Source organism: Nostoc sp. TCL240-02 (assembly GCF_013343235.1).
Classification (GTDB): Bacteria; Cyanobacteriota; Cyanobacteriia; order Cyanobacteriales; family Nostocaceae; genus Nostoc.
On sequence record NZ_CP040094.1, the window covers coordinates 6,951,083 to 6,976,700 of the forward strand.

Genomic DNA, 25,618 nt, shown 5'->3' on the forward strand with positions numbered 1-25,618 from the left:
ACATAGCTTTTGTATAAATACTTGTTTTACCGTTCCTTATTGGTGTATTAGCTAGGAAAAGGCATCATAATTATTACTGTATTATACCCGTAAACTACTTACGTACTGGACACAAGAATCATGTTCTGTATCAACTTAAATATGTCATTTCAGATTTTTATTAATCATTTTCTGATGGTAAATAGACCTGTGCTGTAGGGCAATATCCTTTGGGTACTCGATTGGAGAACTCATAGAGCAGCTGCTTTGTGTCTACATGAATCGCTCATACACAGTTTATGCTTTTTGACAATAGCTGAAGCGTATTGATCTATATTTGGTCTTTCCTGTCAATCCGTAAGTCCTGAAAACGATTATTTTAGAGATATGGTGAGTGAAATAATAAATTGGGGAGTCAAGCCAAGAATAGTAACACCCCCCGTTGTAGCGACTGGTGAACCCGCAAGGGTTAGAGATACCTATGCAATTAAGACTCACATATTTTGTTCACTTCAAGCTTTTGTTAGATTGGAGTTTATGCACTCTGAAAAAGTTATTAGCAATTGCTATGAAGTACAACGGAATCTGTTCACTTTAGTTGTATATGAGTATATTTTTGCTAACCTGAACAGTAATGGTCTTATCTAGAACTCATAGATAATGTTTTTTGTCAATGCGTAAGTTTTAGTAATAAAAGCTCCAAACTCTCTCCCTTGCTCCCTGCCCCCTGCGGTCTCAATGTGCAAATTAAATGCTTAACAGCTTATTTGTTTAATTGCCAGTTCCTTATTTATCAGCAAATTCTTTTACCACTGCCATAGCATCAGAAGGAATTTGCGTAATTAGGCGAAATGGAAATGCTTTAGTCGAAGCAAACTGAGCATAATCTGGTGTCAGAAACACAGCGTAGTTTTTAGCTTCTGGTGTCATCTGGGCAGCAAATGCTAAAGTTATAGCTTTAAGGTACTTGCGAATATCTGCTGCTTGTTCGCCTACAACTTCACCGCCACTAATGGGTGTATTTGGTTGTCCAGCCTGATCCATAGTTTTACTGGGATCTTTTACACTCAGATGAGTACCCCCAACTATACCAACTAGCCATTTGGGGGATGGAATTTTGTCAAATCCCACAATCTGTTCAGTTAAAGCTGGGGTGGTTTTATCTGCGGAACCTGCTAACACTAGAGTTGGAATTTGCACCTTAGTTAACCCAGTTTCGCCAAAAATCAGAGAAGTTGTAGGATTGAGAGCGATCGCCTGTTTTATTCTCGTATCCCGTAATTGATAGCTATTTTCTGGCAGTTCTTGGGCGATGCACTGCATAGCTTCTCCTAGACTTAAGATAGCCAAGTTCTTTTTGCAGCGTTGTTTGAGCCGTTCTAGTTGTAACTCGGCTCCCGCAAGTGCTAAAGCTGTACCACCACCAAAGGAATAACCAACAACCATCGCGTTCATGGTCGCAAGTTTCCCTTGTAGGGGATGATTAGTTGTTTGGTTGAGCTTTTCTAACTCGTCGAGAACAAAACTAACATCTTGAGGGCGATTTAAAAATTCTTGAGGCTTCACAGGTCTGGTTTTGCCTTGTAATGCAGAATTAATATTATCCTCATTACTACCAGGATGTTCTAAAGCAGCTACTACATAACCGTGTGATGCTAAATGTTCTGCCAAGTAACGCAAGTCCGTGCGGACTGATCCTAAGCCGTGGGAAAAGACAATTAAGGGTTTATTGGCAGTTACATCATTTGACCAGTAAATATCAACTGGAATTTTGCGTTGGCTTTGCCCGCCGTAGGCATCGCGCTTTTGGTCATTCAGGCTTAAGTTGAATATTTTTACTTGAGCCGTTCCTGGTTGGCTGGGATCAAAAGGGAAAGCAATCTTCGGTGTTGTAGGGTCGAGTCGGGGAGCAATGGCAAGCATAAATTGCTGCGTGCGCCAAAAAGCTGTATTCAAACTCCCTGCAACTATAAAAGCTTTCGGTAAATCAATTTCTAAGCGTTTACTCGGATAAGCAGCGATAAAACTTAATATAGAAAGACCCTGCGGCGCAGTAGAGCCTAATACCAATCCTCCTCTCAGTGCTTGTACCCCAGCATTGTCTTTTCGGGCTAAGGCTGTAGCGAAGTCATTGAGAATAGTTGTGCCAATCTGAGTATTAAGCAACTTATTAATGGTGACAACGTTCATCGGTATATTCATACCTAGTGCCCCTAATAGGAAGCGGCGTTGTTGTTCAGATAATCCTTTAGTATAAGACTGCAAGCTGCTAGGCAATTCCCCTGTTTTGGCAGCGTTTTGCAACTCAGTCAGGGAGATGGATTCTGTAAATACACCCAAACGCACAACAACAGTGTCAGCCGCAATAGCCGTAGTATTTACCCCAAACTGTGTAAGTACAATTGCACTAAAGAAACCTGCAACTGTCTTAAGACTTCTCCAACTTCTTCCCATAAATATTTATACCAACTCTTACTTAGGGGAATATAACGAATATTTGTGTCTTTGGCTACCCCTTTAATCGTTCAGAAATCAAAGCAGATTTTTTCCTGAACTTGATAGGAATCGCCCCGATCCGCTCAAAGCAATCAAAGCTCATCAAAAGTAACGAATTGTATAATTCATCACAGCTAAAAATTTGAGCATGAATCAGTGTTAACAGCCACAAAATTCTGATTGTTTCTCCGCTAGGTTTAATACTGTAACTAAACTATAGAACAGGCGAAGCGATGCCTGCGGCGGTAAACTACGCATCTCCAATTTGCACTTTTTGCCGGCTGATATCCTCATCTAATTTGAGATTTTGGATTTTGAATTATTAAATACAAAATTCTTGCGTTTACAAAAGCTTCAGCATTTATCTCAGTTTCAGCTATGTCAAAATTTCGTTAGCAAAAATCAAAAATCATTTATCCAGAGCAACTAGATTTATGTATGTGGTCATCTAGAAACTAAAGTTCAAAATTGAGTGGCTGCAATTTTTTTGACAGCAAATTTTAAACGGCAGCTTAATGTTTTGTCTTTGCCTTTTAGAAGGTGTTGCAGAGGTGTTGCAGGTCGATAGTCTTACTGCTGTCGCTGCACTATCATTACTCATTAAATTCTACTAGCCGCATCAACAATTTTTCTTGGCTTTATGCGTCGCAGACTCCGCTATATTTTAATTTTGCTACTCTCCCTGAGTATTATTACACTGTGGTGGCCTATGAATGATTCTGATTGTAATTTCGGGGATCTTTTAGTATCAAAAACTAGAAAATTTCAAGTAAATGCTACTAAGGTTATTGTTCAGCCGTGGCGTGGTCGTCACCATGTATACGGAATATTTATGATTCCTAATGAATACAAACAAGCTCCATTTTTTGTAGTAACAGTCCAAGGTGCTGGTAGTTACTGTTCAAAACAATTTGGTTATAAAAAAAACTTTAATGGTATCTCTGCCGAACCAGGAACTTATTTGGTGCAGAAGTTTATTAGAACTCGAACGGCTTTGCGGCTCATTTTCCAAGGTTTGTACTTCCAAATCAATGAGAAACAGAGCTGGACGCTGACTTTTCCTGAACCAAATACTAGTACCGCTACGCCTAATTAGTGATTTGTTCTTTAATCGAACTTACGCAAACAATAGTCAAAACCCGAATTTTCATCTTAGAGGTTGTTTGAAAAGTCCTTTATTTTGTCTGTATCAAAAGTTTTATATCCCTCTAAATCCCCCGATTGGGGGACTTTGATCCTGGTTTCCCCCTCTTTTTAAGGGTGGTTAGGGGGAATCTAAAGTGCCTAAAGTCACAATGAAAGACTTTTCAAACAACCTCTGAGGGCAACTAATTTAGAAGCAAAGTAGCTTATTGCCTTTACCGCCTGTACTATTGCGTAAGCCCTATTTCTATTTAATTAGGAATTAAGTGAAACTAGACATGGTAGGGGCAATTCATGAATTGCCCCTACCTGAGAATCAGGGTTTTAACCATTGTTTGCATAAGTCCTATTTAATTAAGAATTATTCACTCGGCTTGATGGTTGAGTTTGCAAAACCTCATTCTTATTTAACAAGTTCCTAGTAGCATTGACCACAATCTGCGCTGCTCCTGTAAAAAACGATCGCTCGATAGTCGCTGGAACATCGCTAGGTTGATGATAGTGCGGAGTCCGTAAATTGGCTGTATCTGTCACCAGCACAGCACCCACACCCTGATACCAAAATGGTGCATGATCACTTCGTAAAGTATCTGGTGTCAGTAAACCTTTAAAAGGAATTGGTAGTATTAGGACTGGTGGCAGTTTTGATTCCTGTTTATTCAGGGCGGTTGAGGGGAGAATCTGTGAGCTTGGAAAGGCATTCAGCAAAGGCAAATGTTCTGTATCACCAACTACTGCCAAAAAGTCGCCCTTGTCACTAGGTGGGGTAACAGGCAAACCCGCCGGGTATTTCTGACACCCAACAGTGTAACAAGCATAACCAACCATATCCATAACGATCGCTCCGTCCAAGTTTTGCAAGCGTGCTGTCTTGCTCACAAAAGCCTGACTACCCAAAAGTCCTGCTTCTTCTTTATCAAAAAAAGCTAGCTGTAACGTCCGTGGCGTGGGACGAGAACCAAGCAACCGCGCAACTTCTAGCACTACAGCTACACCACTAGCATTATCATCAGCACCAGGGGATAAAGCAACAGTATCGTAATGCGCTGCGACGAGAATTGCTTTAGCGGCTTTGTTAGTTCCTATACGTTCAGCGAAAATATTTACACCCTCAGAGAACTTTTCCAATTTGGGCTTCCAGCCGAATTTTTTCAGTTCAGTTGTGATATAAGTGCGAGTGAGCGATCGCTCTGTTGTCGTGTAACGCTGAAAATTTAACTTTTGGATATGGTTTAATAGCTTATCAGTAGACACTTGTAGGGTATCGTCAACTTTTTTTAACTCTAGTTGTGGTTCCGGCGTTTCCACAGGAATGCTTTCAACAATTCCTGGTGAGGGACGCTGTTCAAAAAGCGTGTTACCTCTGCTACCCAACACAGCAACAGTCACTAGCAGCGACAGCATTAGCCAAATCCATTTTTTCATGTGATTTATCCTTTGCTCATCCAAGTTCTATTAATATCATTTCTGTCTGAAGATACGCCTATAAGACTGATGCAAAACTACAGGCTATAGAGGCAATTCATAAATTGCCCCTACATCAATAAAGCGTAGCCTCACATAAAATCTTTATATTGTTATAAGTTTAATTATCTATGCTTCAAGTTGTTGGTTGTCTGGGGAGTCCATATCATTCAAGAGCGGATCAAAATAGCATTTTTTCTGCTAAGACTATAATGACGTTAGGTTATATTGCAATACAGTTCAGATAAGACCAAAACATTTGTAGAGACGGCAATTTATCGCGTCTCAAAACCCACGATTTTGTACAAATAGCGCTTAACCTAAGCCAGAAATGTTGAATGCTGATACAAAACTTTACATTATTTAGTTACACTAAGTCTCAAAAGCTTAAATTAGTCAGCAAAACATCATCTCCTCAAACCAATGAACATAGCTGATTTTCTGACACATACAAGATTGAAGATAGCGGAATTTATCTAATAGTGTATGTCCCCATTGTTCGGGAATAGATAAAAGCTGTAAAATCAGATAGGCTATCAAGCTCACGTAAATTTGTATGGTAATACCATTGACGTTTTTGGTAATGAGTTTGTCAAGTTTTAAGTGCATCTTTAAAAACTTCCACAACAATTCAACTCCCCAACGTAATCGATAAATATCCCTAATTTCATCATCATGAACAGCTGCATCTCCCGACTCTGGTAAATTAGTCACTAAGCGAAACTCGGTTTTTGTCTCTAAATCACAGAAATTAATTACTCTATAAGCTTGAGCATCATCAGATGCACCAACTTTGACCAATCCATTTGAGCCATCAAATTCTAGTTTCCAATTGTTTTTTATCCGCAAAACAAAATATTTGTTTTCTTGTACTAATTCTTGGATAAATTTTAATCCAGCAAAACCCCTATCCATTACTCCAACAGCATTTATTGGGAGACTAGACATCATTTTGGAACCAAATTTATAATCATGGTCATGTCCAAAATTGATGAAGTTATCTTCTGGGCTTCCTGTGGAGAGATTTAAGGAACTAAACAGCTTGACTTGATGATGACCTAGTACCCATAACAATTTACTTGTGAGAGTAATAATTGTTGAATCTATTGGACAAATTGCATATTTATTGTGTAACTTTTTTTGAACTTTCTTCTGTACTAATTCATTTAATTTTTGGTAAATCTCTTGAAAAGGTTTTTGGCTTCGATGTAAATTTGCTTTAGAGAAAGTAGAAATATCTACCTCAAAACAATTGTTATTTAATCTGTTAAACAAATCTCGCATACTTGTTAAGCTGTTATCCAGGGCATAGGATAGCCAGCACTCAAAAAACAGACGACTGTTCAATACTGGATAATCGTTTTTTGGCAGGCTTTTCAGTATATCTTTGACAATTTTGGGAAATGAATTTATAATCACAATCAAACTAATATATTTTAAGCCTTAGCCCAAAACTACCATATTTTGGGCTATTTTTATCGGATTTTTCTTAACATTCAACACTTCTGAACCTAAGCGTATTGGGTTATGTCGGTTGAAATAATACTGCTAAATTACCTCCAACGTTTGATACTAAAATAATTAAAACTTATATTTCGTATGCAAAGCTTAGTAAGCAAGTAAGCAACTATATTACTTTCTCAATATTGTTTATCAGTATTGAACGAAGTTCAGGGATGTCGAAAAAATAAAACGCCCAGATGTTTCAAACAAATATTTAACAAAACTCCGATATTTGGGCGTTTTCGCCCGGATTGCAAAAGCTAGCTTATAGCATTTTATTATTTTTATATAAGTAAGTGGGCGGAAATAATTGTCGTTGAGATAAGGCAATAGTCAATAGTCAATAGTCAATAGGAATAAGGATTTTAGCCTAGTTAATTAATATTACATAGTTTGATTTTATTGTGCCAACTTACTGACTTCAAAACTTATTTGAGAAAAAGCAGCTTATGAACATGAACAGTATTTTATCAAACACTCAGACAACAGAGACAGTTCGGATTCTGGTTGTTGAGGATGAATATATCCTGGCTATGAATTTACAAGAAACTTTAGAATTGCTAGGATACACTGTTTCAGATATAGCTGATTCCGCAGAAACAGCAATTGAGAAAGCTGCTGAATTACTCCCAAACTTGGTTTTGATGGATATCCAGTTGCAGGGTGAGATGGATGGTATTCATGCGGCAGAACTAATCTGGAATCGTTTTCAAATCCCTATTGTCTACATCACTGGACATTCTGACAAAAGCACTGTGGATCGGGCTAAATTGACATTTGCTTTTGGTTACATTCTCAAACCTATCAAAGAACAACAACTTTATGTTGCCATTCAAACAGCACTCAATTGCTATCAACGGGAGCAATTATCACAATTGCAACGGCTAAATCAGTTTAAAGAGGATTTTTTAGCAACCACTTCTCATGAAATGAGAATGCCATTAAAGAATATCAAAATGACAATCTCCGTGCTAGAAAATATTCTTGAGCGAGAAGGCATTTTCAATTCAGAGTTACTTTCTCCATTTGAGTCTGTAGCTGGCTACCTAACTATTCTGCGTCAACAGTGTGAAGAGGGGCTAGATTTAGTGAACAATCTGCTATCTATGCAAATGATTGATACAGATGTCTATCCATTAGAAATAAGTTCATTTCAACTTCAAGAGTGGCTCCCTCATTTAGCCTTGTATTTTCGAGAACGCGCTCGATCTCAGCAACAGATTTTCCAGGTTAGCATCCCTCAAAACTTACCACCGATAGTTACCGACTTAGCTGTTCTGTCCAAAATTGTCTCAGAGTTACTCAACAACGCTTGCAAATGTTCTCCTCCTGATGAAGAGATTCAATTAACTGCTCAGATCATCTACCTTACAAAAGATTTAATTAATGAAGATGCTCAATCTGGGATAGAAATCGATTCTCAAGTCCCCTTCTTTGAAATTAAAATTAGCAATTCTGGCGTAATCATTCCTCAAAAAGATAAATCTCGAATATTTGATCCATTTTACCGGATTCCTGACAACGATTTCTGGAAAAATGGCGGTACAGGATTAGGCTTGGCATTAGTTAAGAGGCTTGTAGAATATCTCCAAGGCACAATAGAATTTACCAGTACTCAAGGTTGGACAAGATTCACAGTTATACTACCATTAAGCCTGTAAAAATAATTCATACAGCAGATTTAAACTTTGTGAGGTAAAAATAATACCCCACTCACACTTTCACCTACTCTACTCAATACATTGGGGATAGCTGGGGATGGTGTACTTTATTTGTAAAATTAATTTTATAAATGTTTACACGCAGGCTTGTTTACTTTTTTTATATAGTGAATGTCAAGTTTGACAACTTGTCTTTTGACAGCGATCGCAACTTTATGTAGAGTGCCGCAATAGAGGAGTGCTGAGTACTAAGTAAAGAAGAAAAGAATTTCTTATTACATTTTCAAAATCTTTATTCTGACACTCAGAACTCATGACTCAGAACTCAGGACTTTTTTTATGGTAGATTTGTTGCTGATCTCAATCCTGGGGTTCCTGGGGAGTTTTGGGCACTGTTTTGGGATGTGTGGCCCTTTAACAGTGGCATTTTCCCTGTCTCATCAGCCGAAAGGGACATCACCCTTAGACAAGCCGAACACTTGGCGACAACAATTAAAATTTCATCTTTTGTTAAACCTGGGGCGGATGTTGAGCTATGCTCTAGTCGGTGCTGGAATTGGGGCGTTAGGTTCGGTATTGCTGCAAAGTGGACAGCTAGCGGGTATTGGCAGCGACTTTCGGCACTGGATGGCAATTCTGACTGGTGTGATGCTGATTTGGTTTGGCTTAGGACAAGTAAAACCAGATTTGCTCCCGCATATTCCCGTTCTACATCCCCTATTACAAGGTAAGCTACACGATCGCCTCGGCACAGGAATGGTTAAGCTTTCCTTTAAAACCAAATGGTGGACACCAATACTTTTGGGGATGACTTGGGGTTTAATGCCCTGTGGTTTCCTGTATGCTGCCCAAATTAAAGCCGTTGAAACTGGCAATTTATGGATGGGTGGGGCAACCATGCTGGCTTTTGGACTAGGAACCCTGCCCACTATGCTAGGTGTAGGCATCTCTACATCCTTGGTAAGTAAAGACAAGCGCAGTCAGTTATTTCGATTAGGCGGTTGGGTGACACTCACCATTGGCATCATTACCCTGTTACGGACTGGTGACACAATGGTAGATTACACCGGGCACACCGCTTTATTCTGCTTAATATTGGCGTTAATTGCGCGTCCTATCAGTGGGTTGTGGGCTTCACCATTGCGTTATCGTCGCGCTTTGGGGGTGGGATCTTTTGTGCTTTCTGTGGTTCACACCTTCCACATGATAGAACACTCATTGCAATGGAATTTTGCCGCCTTTTCTTTTATGCCGCCAGAATTTCAGTGGGGTATGGCTGCGGGTGCTGTAGCATTAATATTAATGTCCCCCGCCGCTTTAACGAGTTGGGAATCGTTGCAGAAATCTTTGGGCAAGCGTTGGCGACAGATTCATCTATTGGGTGTGCCAGCTTTGCTCTTGAGTGCTATTCATGCTGTGTTGATTGGTTCCCATTACCTGGGTTCCTTGCAATCAACTTGGGGAAATAACTTAGCGGCAGTACTGATGGGAATTCTTACCCTCAGTGTCTTACTAGTGCGTTCGCGTTTTTTTTGGTCAAAGTTAGCCGTAGAAAAGTTTTATGTCCCCCCAACAAAATCGCGGTAAATTATCCTTGTTCTCTGGCTCAATCCCAACGAGTCAAAAACAGAGGCATCACCTACTCAAAGGCATTTATTGGAAGAGTCAAGGAACAATAAAGTATTTATTATTCCTGAGTTTCTTAGTTATGTCAGTCACTAATCTTTACCCTGCATCTGCTCATAAGGTGGAAGTTGCTGGAGATGTTGGTGGTACTCTCCACATTGAACCAAATGATAATCCTCGGGCTGGAGAACCGTCCCAAGTCTGGTTTGCGCTTACCCGCAGAGGTGGAAGGGTTATTCCCCTGTCACAGTGTAATTGTCGGTTGGCTGTTTATGCTGAACCTTATGCAACCGGAGAGCCTGCACTCTTAGAACCACGGTTAGAAGCTGTAGCAGCCGAACGTTATCAAGGTATTCCAGGTGCAGAAATTACCTTTCCCAAACCAGGTATTTATGAGTTGCAACTAAATGGTAAACCAGTCTCTGGGGCAAGATTCAAACCTTTTAAGTTCAAATTTGAAGTTACTGTAGCAGGCGGTTCTACACAAAATACACAAGTTCAGCGAGATGTCAATGGTGATTTAGTAGAGGGTGAATCTCAGAAATTACCCATTTGGGCGATCGCACTACCAATCTTCGGATTTATCGGCATCTTAGTTGTCGTATTGCGAAACATGAGAGGGGGTGGGGAGTAGGAAAGAAGCAGAGGGGCAGGGGAGCAGAGGGGCAGGGGGCAGGGGAGGCAAGGGCGAATTATTGAACAAATCTCTCCCTTGTCTCCCCCCTCTTCCTTGTCTACCTTGTCTCTTATTCATGCCCAATTCCCCATTCCCTACTTATGTCGCTTCTGATGCCACTGCCACGCATGAGCGACAATATCTTCGATGGATGGATACTGAGGTTGCCAGCCTAAGATTGTTCTGGCTTTCTCGCTGGTGCCAATGAGAATTGGGGGATCTCCGGGACGGCGATCGCGTTCTTCTACTGGTATCGAAGTTCCTGTCACCTGTTCGGCGGCTGCAATTACTTCTCTGACAGAGAAGCCGCTACCATTGCCCAAATTAAAAACTTCGCTATCGCCACCTTTTAATAAATATTCCAATCCCAAAATATGGGCATCTGCTAAGTCGTTAACATGAATATAATCACGAATACAAGTACCATCAGGCGTGGGGTAATCGGTGCCGAAAATTGAGATGGATTTTCGTTTGCCTAAAGCTGTCATCAGCACCAAGGGAATCAAATGGGTTTCTGGATTGTGATCCTCGCCGAGTAAGCCATTGGGATTAGCACCAGCAGCATTAAAATAGCGGAAACGCACTGATTGAAAACCGTAAGCAACATCAAAATCAGAAAGAATCCGCTCTACCATTAGCTTTGTAGCGCCATAAGGATTAATCGGATTTTGAGGATGGTTTTCTGGAATGGGTACAAATTCTGGCACGCCGTAGGTAGCACAGGTAGAAGAAAAGACAAATTTCTTCACAGATGCCGTCAGCATCGCCTCTAACAGAGTCAAAGTCCCAACAACGTTATTACGGTAGTATTTAGCCGGATCAGTCACTGATTCTCCTACGTAGGCGTAGGCAGAAAAGTGCATCACAGCAGCAATATCACGGGTTTTAAATAGGTGATCTAGCAAAGCGCGATCGCCTGTATCCCCTACTACCAGTTCTACCTGTAAAATCTTTTCTACCAGGTCACGATGCCCATAGACCAGATTATCAAGGATGACAACGTTATAACCCGCTTCCTTCAAAGCTAGCACCGTATGAGAACCAATGTATCCAGCTCCCCCCGTTACCAAAATGGTAGGTTTTCCAGACGACATAGTTTTTCCTTTTAAGTGGATTACTCAATTAATTTAGTTTACCGGTGCCACATTACTCTTCTGGAAAATTATAAATAATAGACGCAGTGTTAAAAATTTGAACTAAAATCACTACGACGGTAGTCTTTGGGTGTGAGGTTTGAAGTATTTTAAGTCAAACAGTACGATTACAATTTGACAATAAAATAAATCCATTTCCCGAAACCTCTAGGTTGACCCTTATGGGTGACGCTTTTAGCGTCGCGGCTAAGAAGTCACTAGTTGTTTTATACAGGGAAACCATGCAGGACAGTTACTCCTGGGGCATAAAAACCCCTAGTCAAGTGGACTGTCTTACCACCACACTGGCTCACCGCACCAGAAAATTTGAGAGTTAATCTATGTTTCTATTGCTAAGCCGGGTACTGCTGTGGCTGCTGATTGGCACTATCGTATATTCTTTGTTCCAGCGATTTTATCCCTCTGGAACTTTTGTAGGGCGATTAATCTTAGTCGTTATCTTGGTAATCGTAGCCCTTTCATTTCTTAACCCCAGTGAACCAGCTGTGGCATCTTTGTGGAGAATGCTATCTTTTCCACTGAAGCCTCTGGGGGCCTCTGTTTTACTGATGATTTTGGCTGCTCAAAAAATTAAAGGAGGTGGAATCGAAAAACCAGGAGGATACTTGATAGGTTGGGCACTGACGATTTTGCTGTTGGCAAGTACACCAGCAGTAGCCTATTTCCTCTATCGCGCACCTCTAGCAATGACAGGTGACACATCTGTAGCATCTGCTGCACCAACATCTGGGATACTGGTGGCATTAGGGCAACCAAACACCACAGCAAACATCTCAGATGTAAAGGGAGATAGCATTATTTCTTATAATCTGAGAGTGCCTCCCTACCTGTTACAAGGAAATCCTCAAGATATTCGCACACGCGGTTTACGACTTGAAGACTTTGTACCAAATTCGGAAACGTTGCAATTGACAACAAGAACTTGGGAAAGTTATCTCGTTGAAATTTACAGGTTTTTGCGTGTTCAACGGTAATAAAGTAAAAAAAAGGGGTAAAGGGTAAAGGGTAAAGGGTAAAGGGCAAAGGGCAAAGGGTTGAATTAGTTAGCCACTGTCCCCAAATAGGTTTTTCCCTTCCCCATTCCCATTCCCTCTACATAGCTGCCTGCTTGGGCTAGCAGTTAATCTAGGATGATAAAGTTGCAAAATTGCTTTAATGGCAAAATCTCGACGAATCGCTAAACTTAGTGCTTACTTACGACCCCATTGGCGGGAAGCGTCATTAGGCATTCTCGCTTTGTTGTCTGTCAATGCACTGGGTGTTTATATCCCTTGGTTGATTCGTGCTGGTGTTGATAAACTCTCAACAACCTTCAACTGGAACGAAATACTACATTATGTAGTAATCATTGTCTTGCTCAGTTCGGCGATGTGGCTAATGCGGATGGCATCACGCATTTGGCTATTTGGGGTGGGTCGTCAGGTGGAATTTGACCTGAAACAACGGATTTTTGAACACTTACTCAAGCTGGAGCCGGCTTATTTTGCCAGTAATACTGCTGGCGATTTGATTAATCGGGCTACCAGTGACGTGGACAATATCAAACGGTTATTGGGTTTTGCCGTTTTGAGTTTGGCAAATACCGTGTTTGCCTACGCCCTGACACTGCCAGTAATGCTAGCGATTAGTGTGGATCTGACGCTAGCGTCTCTGGCAGTTTACCCTTTTATGCTCTTGTTGGTGAGTCTGTTTAGCGATCGCTTACGCAAACAACAAGCAGCAGTCCAAGAGCAACTCTCTGAAATCAGCGAACTCATCCAGGAGGATATTAGTGGCATTGCCTTAATTAAAATTTATGCCCAAGAAGCAAACGAGCGTCGAGCCTTCTCCAAGAAAAATCAGCAGCTACTGACTGCTAACTTGGAACTGGCAAAACTCCGAAATACACTTTTTCCGCTAATTGGTGGACTAGCTAATGTCAGTTCGTTGGTAATTATCTGGCTAGGAACAGCGCGGATGTCTTCTGGAGCGCTTCAGGTTGGCGATTTTTTAGCACTGTTAATTTATGTAGAGCGTCTAGTTTTCCCCACAGCCCTTTTAGGATTCACAATTACTGCCTACCAACGGGGTGAAGTTAGTATAGATCGCCTTGAATCTATTCTCTCTGTCACACCGAAAATTCAAGATGCAGCCGATGCTATACATCTACCAGCAGCTGAACTTAAAGGGGAAGTGACAGCGAAAAATCTCAGCTACAGTTACCCTGGTTCTTCTACTCCAGCTTTAGAAAACGTTAACTTTACTATTGCTCCTGGAGAAACCGTGGCCATTGTTGGGGCAATTGGTTCGGGAAAATCCACTTTGGCGAATGCTTTACCGCGCTTGTTGGATATTGAATCAGGACAATTGTTTTTAGATGGGCTGGATATTACTAAAATAGCTTTGGCAGATTTACGAGGTGCGATCGCTTACGTTCCTCAAGATAGTTTTCTATTTAGTACTACAATCAAAAATAATATCCGCTATGGCGATCCAATTAGCGAACAAGAGCAGATAGAATCTGTTGCTAAACTTGCCAAAATTGAATCAGAAATTAACAGTTTTCCTCAGCAATATGAAACTCTTGTTGGTGAACGCGGTATTACTCTTTCTGGTGGTCAACGACAACGCACTGCCTTAGCTAGAGCTATGCTGGTCAATGCGCCAGTGTTAATTTTGGATGATGCTCTCTCTAGTGTGGATAATCAAACAGCCACGCAAATCCTCAAAAATCTCTCCAGTGGTACTCAACGCAAAACAGTAATTTTCATTACCCATCAATTATCTGCGGCGGCTGCGGCTGACAGAATTTTTGTGATGGAAAAGGGAAAAATTGTTCAAATAGGCAATCACTTAGAACTATTGCAACAACAGGGTTTATACAGAACTTTGTGGAGCCAGCATCAAGTTGAGGAATTACTGCATTAAAGTTTTGACCGAAGAGAAGAGGCAAGGGGGCAGGTGGTCACTGAGCGTAGCCGAAGTGGAGCAGGGGGACAAAGGGACAAGGGGGACAAGGAGGATAAGGGGAAATTATAGAATAAGTCTCTCCCTTGTCTCCCCCCTCTTCCTTGTCTCCCCTTCATGCCCAATTCCCCTTTCCCCTGCCTTATACCAACAATAATTATTTCCGCCAACCTACTTACAGTATGCCCGTTCAGCTAATGTGACATCTAGCACGAATGGATTGTCATTACCTTGAAATTTGGCGATCGCGTGACTGCGTTCTATTTCAGTAATATCAGGTACGTCTTGCTGATTCCATTTACACAAAATCTGACGCTGATTCTGAAAGTAATTTCGGTCTACCTTCTCAGCCTGATTCCGATAGATGATATAAAAGTAGAAAATTGCCCTAGCTATATCCCCTTTTACTTTTTCTCTAGGCTCAAATTTAGAAGAAGATGATTCGCTAAACTCGTCAATTGCTCTACTAGGAATTGTAGATTGAACAGTATCATTTCGATACCATTTTTTAGTACTGGTGTCGGCTATATCGTCGAAGGGTTTATTTCCTCGCTCACTATTAATATCTTCTCGTGCAGGAAATAAATGGTGAAGGTCACTTCGAGCATTACCGTTGTCAGCCCCTTTACTTTGTGGCCAAACGTGTTCAGTATTCAGTCCTAATTTGTCAGCTTCCTGACTAGGATCGCCATTACCATTTAGACGAATTTGGTAACTGGCATAGATGTCTGTCACAATACCTGCTTGGTTGTCAATAATGCCAAACATTTCGTCTCTGGCGCGATCGTAGTTCAAAGTTTTGCTAGGCGTATACTTCTTAGCAAGTTCTTTAACTAAAGCGACTTTGGATAATTGAGGCAATATAATTGCCGAATCATTTACGGGAGTGGGAGTGGGTTGAACAACTGGAGGGATAGGGTCAGAGGTGGACTGGTTAGCAGGTAATGTAAATGCTGCAATCACAGGATCGTGGTCGCTGACAGGCTGACTAAAGCCAACATTGATATGCACAATGTCAATTTCCGGTTGAGCAAAACCAGAAAGGTTTTCACTGACCAACAAATGATCAATAAGCTGAGGTTTTCCCCGGAATTTGAAAGTAAAGCGATCGCTAGCAGGTAAACTATCCGTCAGATTCTCAAGAATATTACCCTTTAAAGTTTTCAGAGGTAGAGAATCTGGTAAATCGTTTAAGTCACCCAGTACAATTACTTTGGCTTGCGGGTCAACTTCTAATATTTGCCCTACAAATTCATTAACGATTTCGGCTTGCTTGACTCGTTGAACATCGCTAGGAGAACCTCCCAACTTAGAAACAAAGTGATTAGCAATGATAAACAGCTTTTGACCGTTGAATATAAATTCTGTCGCCAGTGGCTTACGGCTTGCCTCGAAAGCACTATTTGTAGGATCAATCCGACCTGGGTTGAGTGAAAGGTCAAGACCATTTCTACCTTGAGAAATAGCCACAGCATCTAATGAACCGCCTTTTTTGGGCAATTTTGCTAGAGTTATCCGACTGGGCCGAAATAATAAACCGACACGGATATTACCTCCAGGTTCTCCACCATCTTGGTCGTCACTGGGTGCAATATCCACAAAGTCGTATGCCGGACTACCGATATTTTCGAGCGCAGCAATTAGTTTTTGGTAAGTCTCGTTTGCATTCACAACGTCATCATTGGTTGGCCCGTTGTTATCCTGAACTTCAACCAAACTGATGACATCTGGGGCGTTCAAATTCTTTTGGATAATTTTGGCAATATCATCAAAGCGTCGATCTTTTGGGTCTAAATTCTCGACGTTAAAAGTTGCAACAGTCAATACATCCTGGGAATTTTTTAGAGATGTTGTTTCCCGTTGGGTAACTGGAAGTAAAGGAGTTGGCAATTGGGCTATTGGACTAGCGTGCAGTGGACTAATCCATACAAAGAAGATGAGAACAGTACTAAATAGTACCAACAATTTGATGAGTTTCATTCTCTCTTCCAATGAAGATATTTTCTAGATTAGTCTTCTTTTGAATAGAGTTCAATTAAGAGAAGTTTTAAATTGAGTAAAGGTGAGCATTCTCCCTGAGAGAAAATACCAGGACAAAAGGAAATTTGGCTTTATTCTTTGACTACATTTGCAGTCTATTAGATACCGTGTTTAATATCAAATATTGATAATTAATTATTGGTAGCGATGTCTGTGACGGGTTCTCTACAAGAGGCTATAGCAGCGCCTACGTAGACCGTTATACTTTTCAATCACCGTGGCTTTGGATAACTTGATGAAGCTAGTACAAAGTAGTGTAATTACCACGTTAGTTTTTTGGGATAGGTGGGTAGTATAAATTACCGAAAAAACTAATTTGGCATATAGTGATGTTCAAAAGGAAATTATCAGAATTCCGTGCTTCACAGGAATTTTACACCTCGAAGTTAATGGATCGTCATATTGGAGCGATCGCAGCTTTAATTTTAATTAGCTTACTGAGTTCATTGAGTGCAACGCCAGATAGTCATACCATCACTACTTGGTGGGAAGGCTTTCTCTGGGGATTGGCAGATCCAGTAATTGGCTTAGATTGTTTAGTGGGGATTGTTGCTATTGGCTTACTGTCATCTATGTTTGTTCGTGGCGCTGCGATCGCTGGATGTTTTGCCTTAGCAGCAATCTTAGGCATTGTAATTCATCTATTCCAGCTAAATTTCCCAGGCATAGAAATAGCATTCGCTGGAAGCGTTGGCGCAGCCATCGCTATTTCTACCATCGTTTTTAGTACTATGCTGATGATGCCAAACCAACCAAACTTTGTGGTACTTGCTCTGATGGGCATCAGTGCTGGTTTATTTCAGGGTTACACTGTTGCTGATTCTATTATTGGGGCAGAAATGCTCCCACTAATTGCTTATATAGTAGGTATGATATTGACTCTGTTTGTGGTTGCCATGAGTGCCAGAGAAATTGGTGGTGCAATGGGTATGGGAGAAATAAACCGAACTCTACCCTGGAAAATTAGCATTGCTGGCTTCGCTTTCTGTGCAATCGGCATCGTATTTTTGAGCAATTCGATGAGCTAAATCACATATTTCAATTCAGTGGAATACATTTATTTATGGGGGCGTACACTTAGCTGTGCGCCCTTATTATGTGGATAGATATTTAGAAGGTATCTCTAAATAAAAGCTTATAACACCTGAAGAAATTGCGGATATACTAACAGAATTAATTTACAAAAATAACTTTTAATAGTGAAAATATATCACAAAAAATTATAGAAATATCAAATCTAAAGAGATTTTTTAGGAATTAAATATTATTAATTTATCATGACAAAGAATATTTATTTTTGGCTTAATTTGCCTCGGATTGTTGGCACTGTTACAACCCGCGATTTGGAAACCCTTTACTATACCTAAGTACTTTCAAAAAAGAAAACTAGCTCATCATTAACATAAGGCTCTTATACCATTTTACGAAATGACTGATACAAATGATTTGTCTCTAATTCTGTCACCCTGCTCTCCTGATGGCTATTTGTATCAATCTTAAAGTGAAATGGTATTAATACTGGAGAGTGATTTATTATCGTATACAGAAAATCGCAGCAGATTGATAAATTGTCAACAATTTTCATTTTTTATGAACTTTGAATCGATAAATTAACAACAACTAACAGAAGTAAGGATAAAAACTTAATCTATTTAGTTTTTTCTGCGCCACTAGTTAAGAGGTAATCTATGGTGCGAAACTCAAAGCTAGGGTACAGAACGTTCCCTAAGTCTATTCTGCGTCCATCTGTTGCTATAGGTATAATTGCATCTTTATTGGTTGGCGGAATAAGTTTTTATATAGTAAAACGCTGGCAAAATTATGCAAATCCAGAAACACAAGTGCCAGCAACACAATTACCACAGTTAAAAACGGTAACAGCTTTAGGGCGAATTGAACCACAGGGAAAGGTAATAAAACTTTCTGCTGCGGTATCTGCTGAAGGAAGCCGGGTAGAAAAGTTGTTAGTAAAGGAGGGAGATTGGGTAAAAACGGGACAATTGATTGCAATTTTGAATAGCCGCGATCGCTTGCAGGCAGAATTAAAGGAGGCGCAAGAACAGGTAAAAGTAGCACAGGCAAATCTAAACCGCACTCAAGCAGGTGCTAAACGTGGTGAAATTGTCGCCCAAAAAGCCGCGATCGCTCGCTTAGAAGCAGAACGCCAAGGTGATATTAATACTCAAGCAGCGACAATTGAGCGATTCCAAGCCGAAGTGCAAAATGCCCAAGCAGAAGACGAACGTTATCAGCAGCTATATCAACAGGGTGCAATTTCCGCCTCCCAACGAGATAGTAAGCGTTTAAACCTGGAAACCGCCCAAAAAAGCCTGCAAGAAGCACAAGCACAGTTAAATCGTACCCAATCAACTAGCCAGCAACAGGTAAAACAAGCCACAGCAACCCTTGAGGAAATTTCTGAGGTACGAGGAGTAGATGTAGAAGCTGCCCAAGCAGAAATCAATCGGGCTGTAGCAGCCATGAATCTGGCAAAAGTTAATCTAAAACAGGCCCAAGTGCGATCGCCCCAAAATGGACAAGTATTTGAGATCCACACCCATCCTGGCGAATTAGTATCAAATAATGGCATTGCTGATATTGGACAAACTAGCCAAATGTATGTCATAGCCGAAGTCTATGAAAGCGATATCGGCAAAGTTCATTCAGGGCAACAAGTACGAATATTTGGCGATTACCTCCCCCTTGAATTGCAGGGAATCGTAGATCGCAAAGGTTTGCAAGTGCGACGGCAGAATGTCATTAACACAGATCCCGTCAGCAATATCGACAACAGAGTAGTAGAAGTTTATATCCGGCTAGATGAAGCCTCCAGCCGAAAAGCTGCCAGCTTAACCAATATGCAAGTTAAGGCAGTAATTGAATTATAAATTGGGCATTGGGAATTGGGCATTGGGCATGGTTATTTTCCTTGTCTCCCCCTTCCCCCTGCCTCCCCTGCCCCCTGCCCCCTGCCTCTTAATAATGGGATTGATCAAACAACTGCGACGGCGAACCCCTCTAGGATGGCTGCAACTGAACCATGAAAAAAGCCGCCTCTTGGTGGCTTTGTCAGGTATTGCCTTTGCGGATCTTCTCATGTTCATGCAGCTGGGCTTTCAGACTGCGCTGTATGACAGTAACACCAGACTACATCGCAGTTTGCAAGCAGACATTGTTTTAACCAGTCCACAAGCCCGTAACCTGCCAAGCTTGTCTACATTTTCTCGTCGGCGACTTTACCAAGCAATGGATATACCAGGGGTGAAGTCGGCAGAACCAATGTATTTCAATAATACAATCTGGAAAAATCCTCAAACACATCGTGAGACGGGGGTGTTAGTTATTGGGTTTAATCCAGATAAGCCAGCCTTTGACTTACCAGATGTTAACCAGCAATTGCAGGCAATTAAGCTACCAGATATCGTTTTGTTCGATCGCGGTGCAAGAGGAGATTATCAAAAAGCGATCGCTCAAATTGACCAAGGTAAAACCCTAACCACCGAAATAGAACGGCGCACAATTACCATTAGTGGCTTATTTCAAGTCGGGGCTTCCTTTGGTTCTGATGGCAATCTGATTACTAGCGATCAAAACTTTTTGCGGCTATTTTCTGGGCGACAGTCAAGTAGCATCAGTCTAGGTTTGATTCAGGTAAAACCAGGCTATGACCCGAAAAAAGTAGCAGTAAGCTTGAAAGCCTACCTGAGAGATGATGTCAGAGTCTTAACCCACGCCGAATTTATTGAATTTGAGAACAACTTTTGGAGAACAAATTCCCCAATTGGCTTTATTTTCAGCCTGGGTGTATCAATGGGCTTTGTGGTGGGCGTGATTATCGTCTATCAAGTCCTTTCTACCGATGTTAATGCCCATGTTCGGGAATACGCCACCTTTAAAGCAATGGGATATCGCAATTACTACCTGCTGGGTGTGGTGCTTGAAGAATCGTTGATATTAGCAGCACTGGGCTTCCTCCCCGGATTGGGAGTGTCTTTAGCACTTTACCAACTGACTCGCAGTGCCACAAATTTACCCATGTACATGACTGCGATTCGGGCATTGCAGGTATTAGTGCTGACTATCATTATGTGTACAATTTCCGGTGCGATCGCCACCCGCAAACTTCAAGCCACTGATCCTGCTGATATGTTCTAAATTTGTCATTTGTCATTGGTCATTTGCAAAGGACAAAGGACAAATGACCAATGACAATTGTTACCAGTAACCGAGCCATTTATGACTAGTCAACGTGTGATCTCTATTAAAAATCTCGACCACCACTTTGGTAACAGTTCCCTCCGCAAGCAAGTTTTATCTAATATCAACTTAGAGATTAACGCCGGTGAAATTATTATTATGACTGGGCCCTCTGGTTCTGGAAAGACTACCTTGCTAACCTTGGTTGGTGGATTACGTTGTGCCCAATCTGGTAGTTTGCAGGTGTTGGGGCGAGAACTTTGTGGTGCTAGTGCTGAACAATTAGTACAAGCGCGACGGCATAACGGTTATATTTTCCAAGCACATAACTTACATGGGAGTTTAACGGCACTGCAAAATGTCAAAATGGCTTTGGAATTGCACAAATATCTTGGGTTAAAAAATATGCTAGCTAGGTCAGCCCAGATGTTAGAGCAGGTAGGATTAGGAAATCATTTACATTACTATCCTGAAAAACTATCTGGAGGACAAAAGCAACGAGTAGCGATCGCTCGCGCCTTAGTTAGTCATCCTCAAATAATCCTAGCAGATGAACCCACCGCCGCCCTTGACAGTCAATCGGGCCGGGATGTAGTCAATCTTATGCAAAAACTGGCAAAAGAACAAAGCTGTACCATCTTGATGGTTACTCATGACAACCGCATCCTTGACATTGCCGATCGCATCGTTGATATGGAAGATGGTAAGCTCAAGTCAGAATTAACACTCTCAACCTAAAGTTAATCAGCTTTCATTCCTCAAGCTCAAAAATCGAAATCAGAAAATTTTAAGTAAAATCACTGTTGTCTTATACCTTATATTAACAATAATAATATAGAGTTCATATTTGATTTTTAAAAAGACTTCGTACAACTCAAAAAGCCTTCTTGCCTATTGCCTCTTGCCTTCCCACGCAAGTAACTATGGCTACGCCACGCTACGCGAACAAAAATCAAAGCGGATTCCTATATCTGTTATTAGTGTGTAAACGGTGATTAAGAATTAGATAAATTAAAAATTCTATAATTTAACACTATATTATTTTACTAAAAATTATTGTAGGGTAGGCATTTTGCCTACCTGCTTTTGCAAATTAAATGCTCTATAACTTACTAAATCGAACTTTGCCTAAATTTAATCTGGTTATTTGTAATACTTTGCCCTTGCTTTACATGGGTTACGCCATTTACTCACACTAATTTTAACTTCACAATATAGTACGAGTGTTCAGTTGAACAAGTGTCCAGTTGATTTCAATATTTTCTTCAAGTATTATGTAATGGGTATAATTACAATGGGTTTCTTTTGTTGCCTAATAAATGATACCCTGGCAAATCACTATAAAGTCTTTGCTTCAATACTAGTTAAATTTTAATATCATTACCAATGCCACATGTAATATATAGTAATACATAAAGTTAATGCCAACTAACTAAATTACAGTTACCAATCATTCTCTCTTATTTCCTACCTGATGTAAGTCTGCTGTCCATAAGTCTCTGGAGGGTTTCAAAAACATCTACTTCAAAGAGGAAACACGAGTAAAAATAAGCTAATCTATTTTCCAACACAAGCAAGGAATTTTTGTAGCTCTATGATTATTGAGAATAGTGCTAGTAGTTCAAACAAGAAGTTGCTCGGTTTTGATGTCAAAAGTTTGACAGCCAATCGCCTTGCAATAAATGTGTTGAAGGGAATATTTGCTGTTCTCCCTATTACCTTGGCATTGCCTGTAGATGCTTTACAAGTAAAGGTGACTCCAATTAGTCCTAAATTAGGGGATACAATCTCGGTAGAGATTAATCTAGATAATCCTGAAAATGGTACAAATCCAACAGTAGCGACTGGTAATAATACATACCCAGCCTTTCAAATTGCCCCCAATCAATATCGGGCTTTTGTTCCCACAACTCCACTTGAAAAAGCTGGAACTAGAACACTTAAAGTTGCAGGGGATGGTCAAGTACAAAACTTAGCTGTGAATGTGCTTAATCGCAAATTCCCCGTACAACGTATTACTTTGCCACCTGGCAAAGCCGGAGTGGATGCCACAGAATATGAACTTAAGCGTGTAGCGGCTTTCAAGGCACTACAAACACCAGAAAAGTATTGGAATGGGGTATTTTTGAAGCCAAATGCAGGGCGGATGAGTACAAACTATGGTGTACGTCGCTACTATAATGGTACATTTGCAAAGGACTACTATCATCGTGGTCTTGACTACGCTGGTGCTGCCGGGTCTCCGGTAATTGCCCCAGCCTCTGGGCGAGTTGCTTTGGTAGGTAGGGTATCCCAAGGGTTTCGGATACACGGTAACGTAGTTGGCATTGACCACGGTCAAGGAGTCACCAGTATTTTCATGCACCTGAGTCGTATTAACGTTAAAGAAGGTGATCTTGTAAAAGCTGGTCAAGTAATTGGCGCAGTTGGTTCAACAGGTGCTGCCACGGGGCCACATTTGCACTGGGGTCTGTATGTCAATGGACAATCTGTTGATCCAACACCTTGGCGAACTAAGGTCGTTAATTAGTAGAGGCGCAATTAATCGCGTCTGTGCATAATTTGTGTTTTTTTTGCTGAAGATTAGGCAAAATAAATTGGATTGATACCGTCCCTACCAAGCTTTGCTAACATAAATGATGATAAGTGTTATGAGTATCGAAAAAATTGTAGAACAAGCTCTCCAGGATGGTTATTTGACACCAGCAATGGAAGCAGAAGTCGGTAGAATCTGTGATAACGCCTCGGAACTCTCAATTGAAGAGTACATGGCCCTGGATCGGCTCATGGGAGCGCTATTGACTGGTGAGGTAGTGGCGGTACCTCGCAAACAATTCATTAACGTCATGGAAGAATTGGTACTGACGGAAGCGATCGCCAGAGTCGCAGAAATTGAAGCCACCAGCGAAAGTTCTCTAGATGTCGGAGATATTGCCGCTTATGCTCTCAATCGACTACCACCTTTATATGCTACTACAGAAGAGGGTGCTAGCTTCCAGCGCCAAACGGCTCAGGCAGAACTGCAAGAATTAATTTCTCAGCAAGTGAGTGAAGCGATTAATCGTTACCTAGATCGACCCAATTTCTTCCCAGAACGGCAAGCCTTGGGCAAAAACACTGGTAATGAGGTTGTACGCCAAGTTAGTGCCTTACTTCAGACATACGCACCTAATTTTGAGCAAAAATTATAATTCCAATAGTCATTGGTCATTTGTCATTTGTTTTAGACAAAGGACAAAGGACTAATGACTTTGTAATTAATTACGTACTAGTACTGTTGTCCCGATACTCACTTGCTCATAAAGCATTCTGACATCAGAATTACGCATTCTTAAACAACCGTGGGATACAGCCGTTCCTACCAGGTCAATGTCCGGCGTACCATGAAAGCCAATTTCATTGCGTCCATCTGACCAAAAACCAATCCATCTATCTCCCAAGGGACTATCCGTACCAGCCTGAAATACTTTGCCTGTAATTGGGTGTCGCCAGATTGGATAGTGTCGCATGTGGATCACCTGGAAAGAACCTGTGGGCGTTTCCCAACCTTTCTTACCTACAGCGATTGGGTAGCTAGCTATTACCTCATCTCCTGCGTATACGTAAGTGCGGCGATCGCTTAAATCAACCACCACTTGCGTCTTGCCATCTGCTAGCCTATCAGATGCGGATGGTGCTTGTTGGGCTGAAGCCTTAGACCATAAACCTTTTGGCCAACTATCCGCAACTGGATTTTGTCTTTCTGCTTGCGCCACCAGCTGCATCTTAATTGGTAGTTCAGTTGCTTGAGCTACATTATTTCTAATCGTTTTCGGCTGAGTTTGAGGCTTAATAGTAGAAGATTTTGGTGTAGAAGCCTTGCGAGTCGTTGCTTTAGCTACATTCTTCTTAATTATTTTCGACTTATTTCGAGGCTTAATAGCAGAGGACTTTGGTGTAACCGCCCTCTGAACACTTGAGCCTTGGGCAACTTCATCAGGTGGCACAGATGCACCCAGCGCAATTTCCCCTAAGCTCACTTGTGACAGATTCTTGTAGACTCCCTCTGAGCGGCTTCCCTTGGGATTGGTTAGGGTAGAATCTCGCCGCATCGAAGTAGATGCAGACTTATCAAACTGCCGTTGTGCCGTAGTAATGCGCCAATGGACAGCTAAAGATAAAAATGCTGTGCCAAAACAGAGCAACATTACCATCCGCCCTACAGATTCGTTTCTTACCATTGCCATCGCCTATTGTTTATCCCTGACATATCCAGCCGAGAAATTGGATGTTTTCATCATCCGATTATCAAAAATTTATCAATACTTATCATTTCCGTTATAAATCTGCCAACACCTCTGGGCAAACTAAGACTATGCAAATTGTCCCAGCAGCAAAACTTCAAGTGACCAACCTCATTCCTCCAAAGTTCTGGGGGTTGTAAGCCAATACTTAGACTTTCTGGCGGAACTTTTGCAATGTAGCAATCAATGATTAGTGGTGTCGGTGGGAGAAAAACCATGTTTGAAAAACTATTGCTAGCAGTCACAATTACATTTTCCCTCAATTTATTTTTTCAAGTTCGTGTACCAGAGCAACATAACTCTGGTGCTATCTACGGGTCACAACTAGAACAATCAGCAACTATTCTGGTAACAAAATCAAAAAAATAAATCACCATTATAGTAACCACAGAAACCCAACTCCCAGAAATTATTACCTGAATTTTAAAGGTATCAAGAAGGTAAAATTAC

19 protein-coding genes and 1 pseudogene are annotated in these 25,618 nt (G+C 41.0%); 14 read left to right on the forward strand and 6 right to left on the reverse strand.

The genetic code is table 11. The annotated features are described in order from the left end of the window. Positions 1–447: 447 nt before the first annotated feature. Positions 448–627, forward strand: a pseudogene (locus FBB35_RS29680) (IS701 family transposase); the annotation flags it as partial. 138 nt (positions 628–765) lie between these two features. Here the strand turns inward: FBB35_RS29680 and FBB35_RS29685 are convergent. After that, positions 766–2,433, reverse strand: coding sequence for an alpha/beta hydrolase (locus FBB35_RS29685; protein ID WP_174712618.1), 1,668 nt, complete (start codon positions 2,431–2,433; stop codon positions 766–768). A 682-nt stretch (positions 2,434–3,115) separates the two neighbouring features. On the opposite strand from FBB35_RS29685, the gene FBB35_RS29690 reads away from it, so the two are divergent. Next, entirely contained in the window at positions 3,116–3,571 is a 456-nt protein-coding gene (locus FBB35_RS29690) for a hypothetical protein (protein WP_174712619.1), read from the forward strand. Positions 3,572–3,972: 401 nt separating this feature from the next. Here FBB35_RS29690 and FBB35_RS29695 read toward each other — a convergent pair whose 3' ends face one another. Both FBB35_RS29695 and FBB35_RS29700 read right to left on the reverse strand, forming a co-directional pair. After that, complete coding sequence (locus FBB35_RS29695) at positions 3,973–5,043, reverse strand: M28 family peptidase (protein WP_174712620.1); 1,071 nt, start codon at positions 5,041–5,043, stop codon at positions 3,973–3,975. A gap of 435 nt (positions 5,044–5,478) precedes the next feature. Beyond that, the gene (locus FBB35_RS29700) at positions 5,479–6,501 is read right to left on the reverse strand and encodes an IS4 family transposase (RefSeq protein ID WP_174708137.1); all 1,023 of its coding nucleotides are present in this window, start codon (positions 6,499–6,501) and stop codon (positions 5,479–5,481) included. A 539-nt stretch (positions 6,502–7,040) separates the two neighbouring features. Here FBB35_RS29700 and FBB35_RS29705 point away from each other — a divergent pair. From FBB35_RS29705 to FBB35_RS29715, 3 genes are all read left to right on the forward strand, one after another. Beyond that, positions 7,041–8,246 (forward strand): response regulator, encoded by a 1,206-nt coding sequence (locus FBB35_RS29705; RefSeq protein WP_174712621.1) that lies wholly within the window; start codon positions 7,041–7,043, stop codon positions 8,244–8,246. Positions 8,247–8,585: 339 nt separating this feature from the next. Continuing rightward, positions 8,586–9,833 (forward strand): sulfite exporter TauE/SafE family protein, encoded by a 1,248-nt coding sequence (locus tag FBB35_RS29710; protein ID WP_174712622.1) that lies wholly within the window; start codon positions 8,586–8,588, stop codon positions 9,831–9,833. Continuing rightward, positions 9,808–10,506, forward strand: a complete 699-nt coding sequence (locus FBB35_RS29715; protein ID WP_174712623.1) for a hypothetical protein — start codon at positions 9,808–9,810, stop codon at positions 10,504–10,506. The genes FBB35_RS29710 and FBB35_RS29715 overlap by 26 nt, the downstream gene beginning before the upstream one ends. Before the next feature lie 137 nt (positions 10,507–10,643). Here the strand turns inward: FBB35_RS29715 and galE are convergent, their stop codons facing one another. Beyond that, a complete protein-coding gene (galE, locus tag FBB35_RS29720) occupies positions 10,644–11,642 on the reverse strand; it encodes a UDP-glucose 4-epimerase GalE (protein WP_174712624.1) in 999 nt (332 codons plus the stop codon). Between the two features lie 380 nt (positions 11,643–12,022). Between galE and FBB35_RS29725 the strand changes: the two genes are divergently transcribed. Together FBB35_RS29725 and FBB35_RS29730 are read left to right on the forward strand one after the other, a co-directional pair. Beyond that, complete coding sequence (locus tag FBB35_RS29725; protein WP_114082975.1) at positions 12,023–12,676, forward strand: hypothetical protein; 654 nt, start codon at positions 12,023–12,025, stop codon at positions 12,674–12,676. Positions 12,677–12,857: 181 nt separating this feature from the next. Further along, positions 12,858–14,609: an ABC transporter ATP-binding protein gene (locus FBB35_RS29730; protein WP_174712625.1), complete on the forward strand. Its 1,752-nt coding sequence runs from the start codon at positions 12,858–12,860 to the stop codon at positions 14,607–14,609. A 210-nt stretch (positions 14,610–14,819) separates the two neighbouring features. Here FBB35_RS29730 and FBB35_RS29735 read toward each other — a convergent pair whose 3' ends face one another. Continuing rightward, complete coding sequence (locus tag FBB35_RS29735) at positions 14,820–16,628, reverse strand: endonuclease (protein WP_174712626.1); 1,809 nt, start codon at positions 16,626–16,628, stop codon at positions 14,820–14,822. Between the two features lie 449 nt (positions 16,629–17,077). On the opposite strand from FBB35_RS29735, the gene FBB35_RS29740 reads away from it, so the two are divergent. The 6 genes from FBB35_RS29740 (at position 17,078) to FBB35_RS29765 (ending at position 24,076) form a co-directional block, all read left to right on the forward strand. Beyond that, complete coding sequence (locus tag FBB35_RS29740) at positions 17,078–17,716, forward strand: HupE/UreJ family protein (RefSeq protein ID WP_254625728.1); 639 nt, start codon at positions 17,078–17,080, stop codon at positions 17,714–17,716. Positions 17,717–18,376: 660 nt separating this feature from the next. Continuing rightward, positions 18,377–19,576, forward strand: a complete 1,200-nt coding sequence (locus FBB35_RS29745; protein WP_174712628.1) for an ABC exporter membrane fusion protein — start codon at positions 18,377–18,379, stop codon at positions 19,574–19,576. A 94-nt stretch (positions 19,577–19,670) separates the two neighbouring features. Then, on the forward strand, positions 19,671–20,843 hold the full coding sequence (devC, locus tag FBB35_RS29750; RefSeq protein ID WP_174712629.1) for an ABC transporter permease DevC: 1,173 nt from the start codon (positions 19,671–19,673) through the stop codon (positions 20,841–20,843). Positions 20,844–20,924: 81 nt separating this feature from the next. After that, complete coding sequence (locus FBB35_RS29755; protein ID WP_174712630.1) at positions 20,925–21,623, forward strand: DevA family ABC transporter ATP-binding protein; 699 nt, start codon at positions 20,925–20,927, stop codon at positions 21,621–21,623. An 856-nt stretch (positions 21,624–22,479) separates the two neighbouring features. Continuing rightward, positions 22,480–23,415, forward strand: a complete 936-nt coding sequence (locus FBB35_RS29760) for a M23 family metallopeptidase (protein ID WP_174712631.1) — start codon at positions 22,480–22,482, stop codon at positions 23,413–23,415. Positions 23,416–23,536: 121 nt separating this feature from the next. Next, positions 23,537–24,076, forward strand: a complete 540-nt coding sequence (locus FBB35_RS29765) for a late competence development ComFB family protein (RefSeq protein ID WP_041565537.1) — start codon at positions 23,537–23,539, stop codon at positions 24,074–24,076. A gap of 66 nt (positions 24,077–24,142) precedes the next feature. Here FBB35_RS29765 and FBB35_RS29770 read toward each other — a convergent pair whose 3' ends face one another. Continuing rightward, entirely contained in the window at positions 24,143–25,111 is a 969-nt protein-coding gene (locus FBB35_RS29770; protein WP_174712632.1) for a L,D-transpeptidase family protein, read from the reverse strand. 273 nt (positions 25,112–25,384) lie between these two features. On the opposite strand from FBB35_RS29770, the gene FBB35_RS29775 reads away from it, so the two are divergent. Further along, entirely contained in the window at positions 25,385–25,537 is a 153-nt protein-coding gene (locus tag FBB35_RS29775) for a hypothetical protein (RefSeq protein ID WP_167306191.1), read from the forward strand. The last annotated feature ends 81 nt before the right edge of the window (positions 25,538–25,618 follow it).

What these genes read in the sequence shown, in the direction of transcription:
- FBB35_RS29690 (WP_174712619.1), top strand. Translation starts at nt 3,116, where the DNA reads ATGCGTCGCAGACTCCGCTATATTTTAATTTTGCTACTCTCCCTGAGT.
- FBB35_RS29695 (WP_174712620.1), bottom strand. Translation starts at nt 5,043, where the DNA reads ATGAAAAAATGGATTTGGCTAATGCTGTCGCTGCTAGTGACTGTTGCT.
- FBB35_RS29775 (WP_167306191.1), top strand. Translation starts at nt 25,385, where the DNA reads ATGTTTGAAAAACTATTGCTAGCAGTCACAATTACATTTTCCCTCAAT.
- FBB35_RS29770 (WP_174712632.1), bottom strand. Translation starts at nt 25,111, where the DNA reads ATGGCAATGGTAAGAAACGAATCTGTAGGGCGGATGGTAATGTTGCTC.
- FBB35_RS29735 (WP_174712626.1), bottom strand. Translation starts at nt 16,628, where the DNA reads ATGAAACTCATCAAATTGTTGGTACTATTTAGTACTGTTCTCATCTTC.
- devC (WP_174712629.1), top strand. Translation starts at nt 19,671, where the DNA reads ATGGGATTGATCAAACAACTGCGACGGCGAACCCCTCTAGGATGGCTG.
- FBB35_RS29705 (WP_174712621.1), top strand. Translation starts at nt 7,041, where the DNA reads ATGAACAGTATTTTATCAAACACTCAGACAACAGAGACAGTTCGGATT.
- galE (WP_174712624.1), bottom strand. Translation starts at nt 11,642, where the DNA reads ATGTCGTCTGGAAAACCTACCATTTTGGTAACGGGGGGAGCTGGATAC.
- FBB35_RS29710 (WP_174712622.1), top strand. Translation starts at nt 8,586, where the DNA reads ATGGTAGATTTGTTGCTGATCTCAATCCTGGGGTTCCTGGGGAGTTTT.
- FBB35_RS29740 (WP_254625728.1), top strand. Translation starts at nt 17,078, where the DNA reads ATGGATCGTCATATTGGAGCGATCGCAGCTTTAATTTTAATTAGCTTA.
- FBB35_RS29725 (WP_114082975.1), top strand. Translation starts at nt 12,023, where the DNA reads ATGTTTCTATTGCTAAGCCGGGTACTGCTGTGGCTGCTGATTGGCACT.
- FBB35_RS29685 (WP_174712618.1), bottom strand. Translation starts at nt 2,433, where the DNA reads ATGGGAAGAAGTTGGAGAAGTCTTAAGACAGTTGCAGGTTTCTTTAGT.
- FBB35_RS29760 (WP_174712631.1), top strand. Translation starts at nt 22,480, where the DNA reads ATGATTATTGAGAATAGTGCTAGTAGTTCAAACAAGAAGTTGCTCGGT.
- FBB35_RS29715 (WP_174712623.1), top strand. Translation starts at nt 9,808, where the DNA reads ATGTCCCCCCAACAAAATCGCGGTAAATTATCCTTGTTCTCTGGCTCA.
- FBB35_RS29765 (WP_041565537.1), top strand. Translation starts at nt 23,537, where the DNA reads ATGAGTATCGAAAAAATTGTAGAACAAGCTCTCCAGGATGGTTATTTG.
- FBB35_RS29730 (WP_174712625.1), top strand. Translation starts at nt 12,858, where the DNA reads ATGGCAAAATCTCGACGAATCGCTAAACTTAGTGCTTACTTACGACCC.
- FBB35_RS29755 (WP_174712630.1), top strand. Translation starts at nt 20,925, where the DNA reads ATGACTAGTCAACGTGTGATCTCTATTAAAAATCTCGACCACCACTTT.
- FBB35_RS29745 (WP_174712628.1), top strand. Translation starts at nt 18,377, where the DNA reads ATGGTGCGAAACTCAAAGCTAGGGTACAGAACGTTCCCTAAGTCTATT.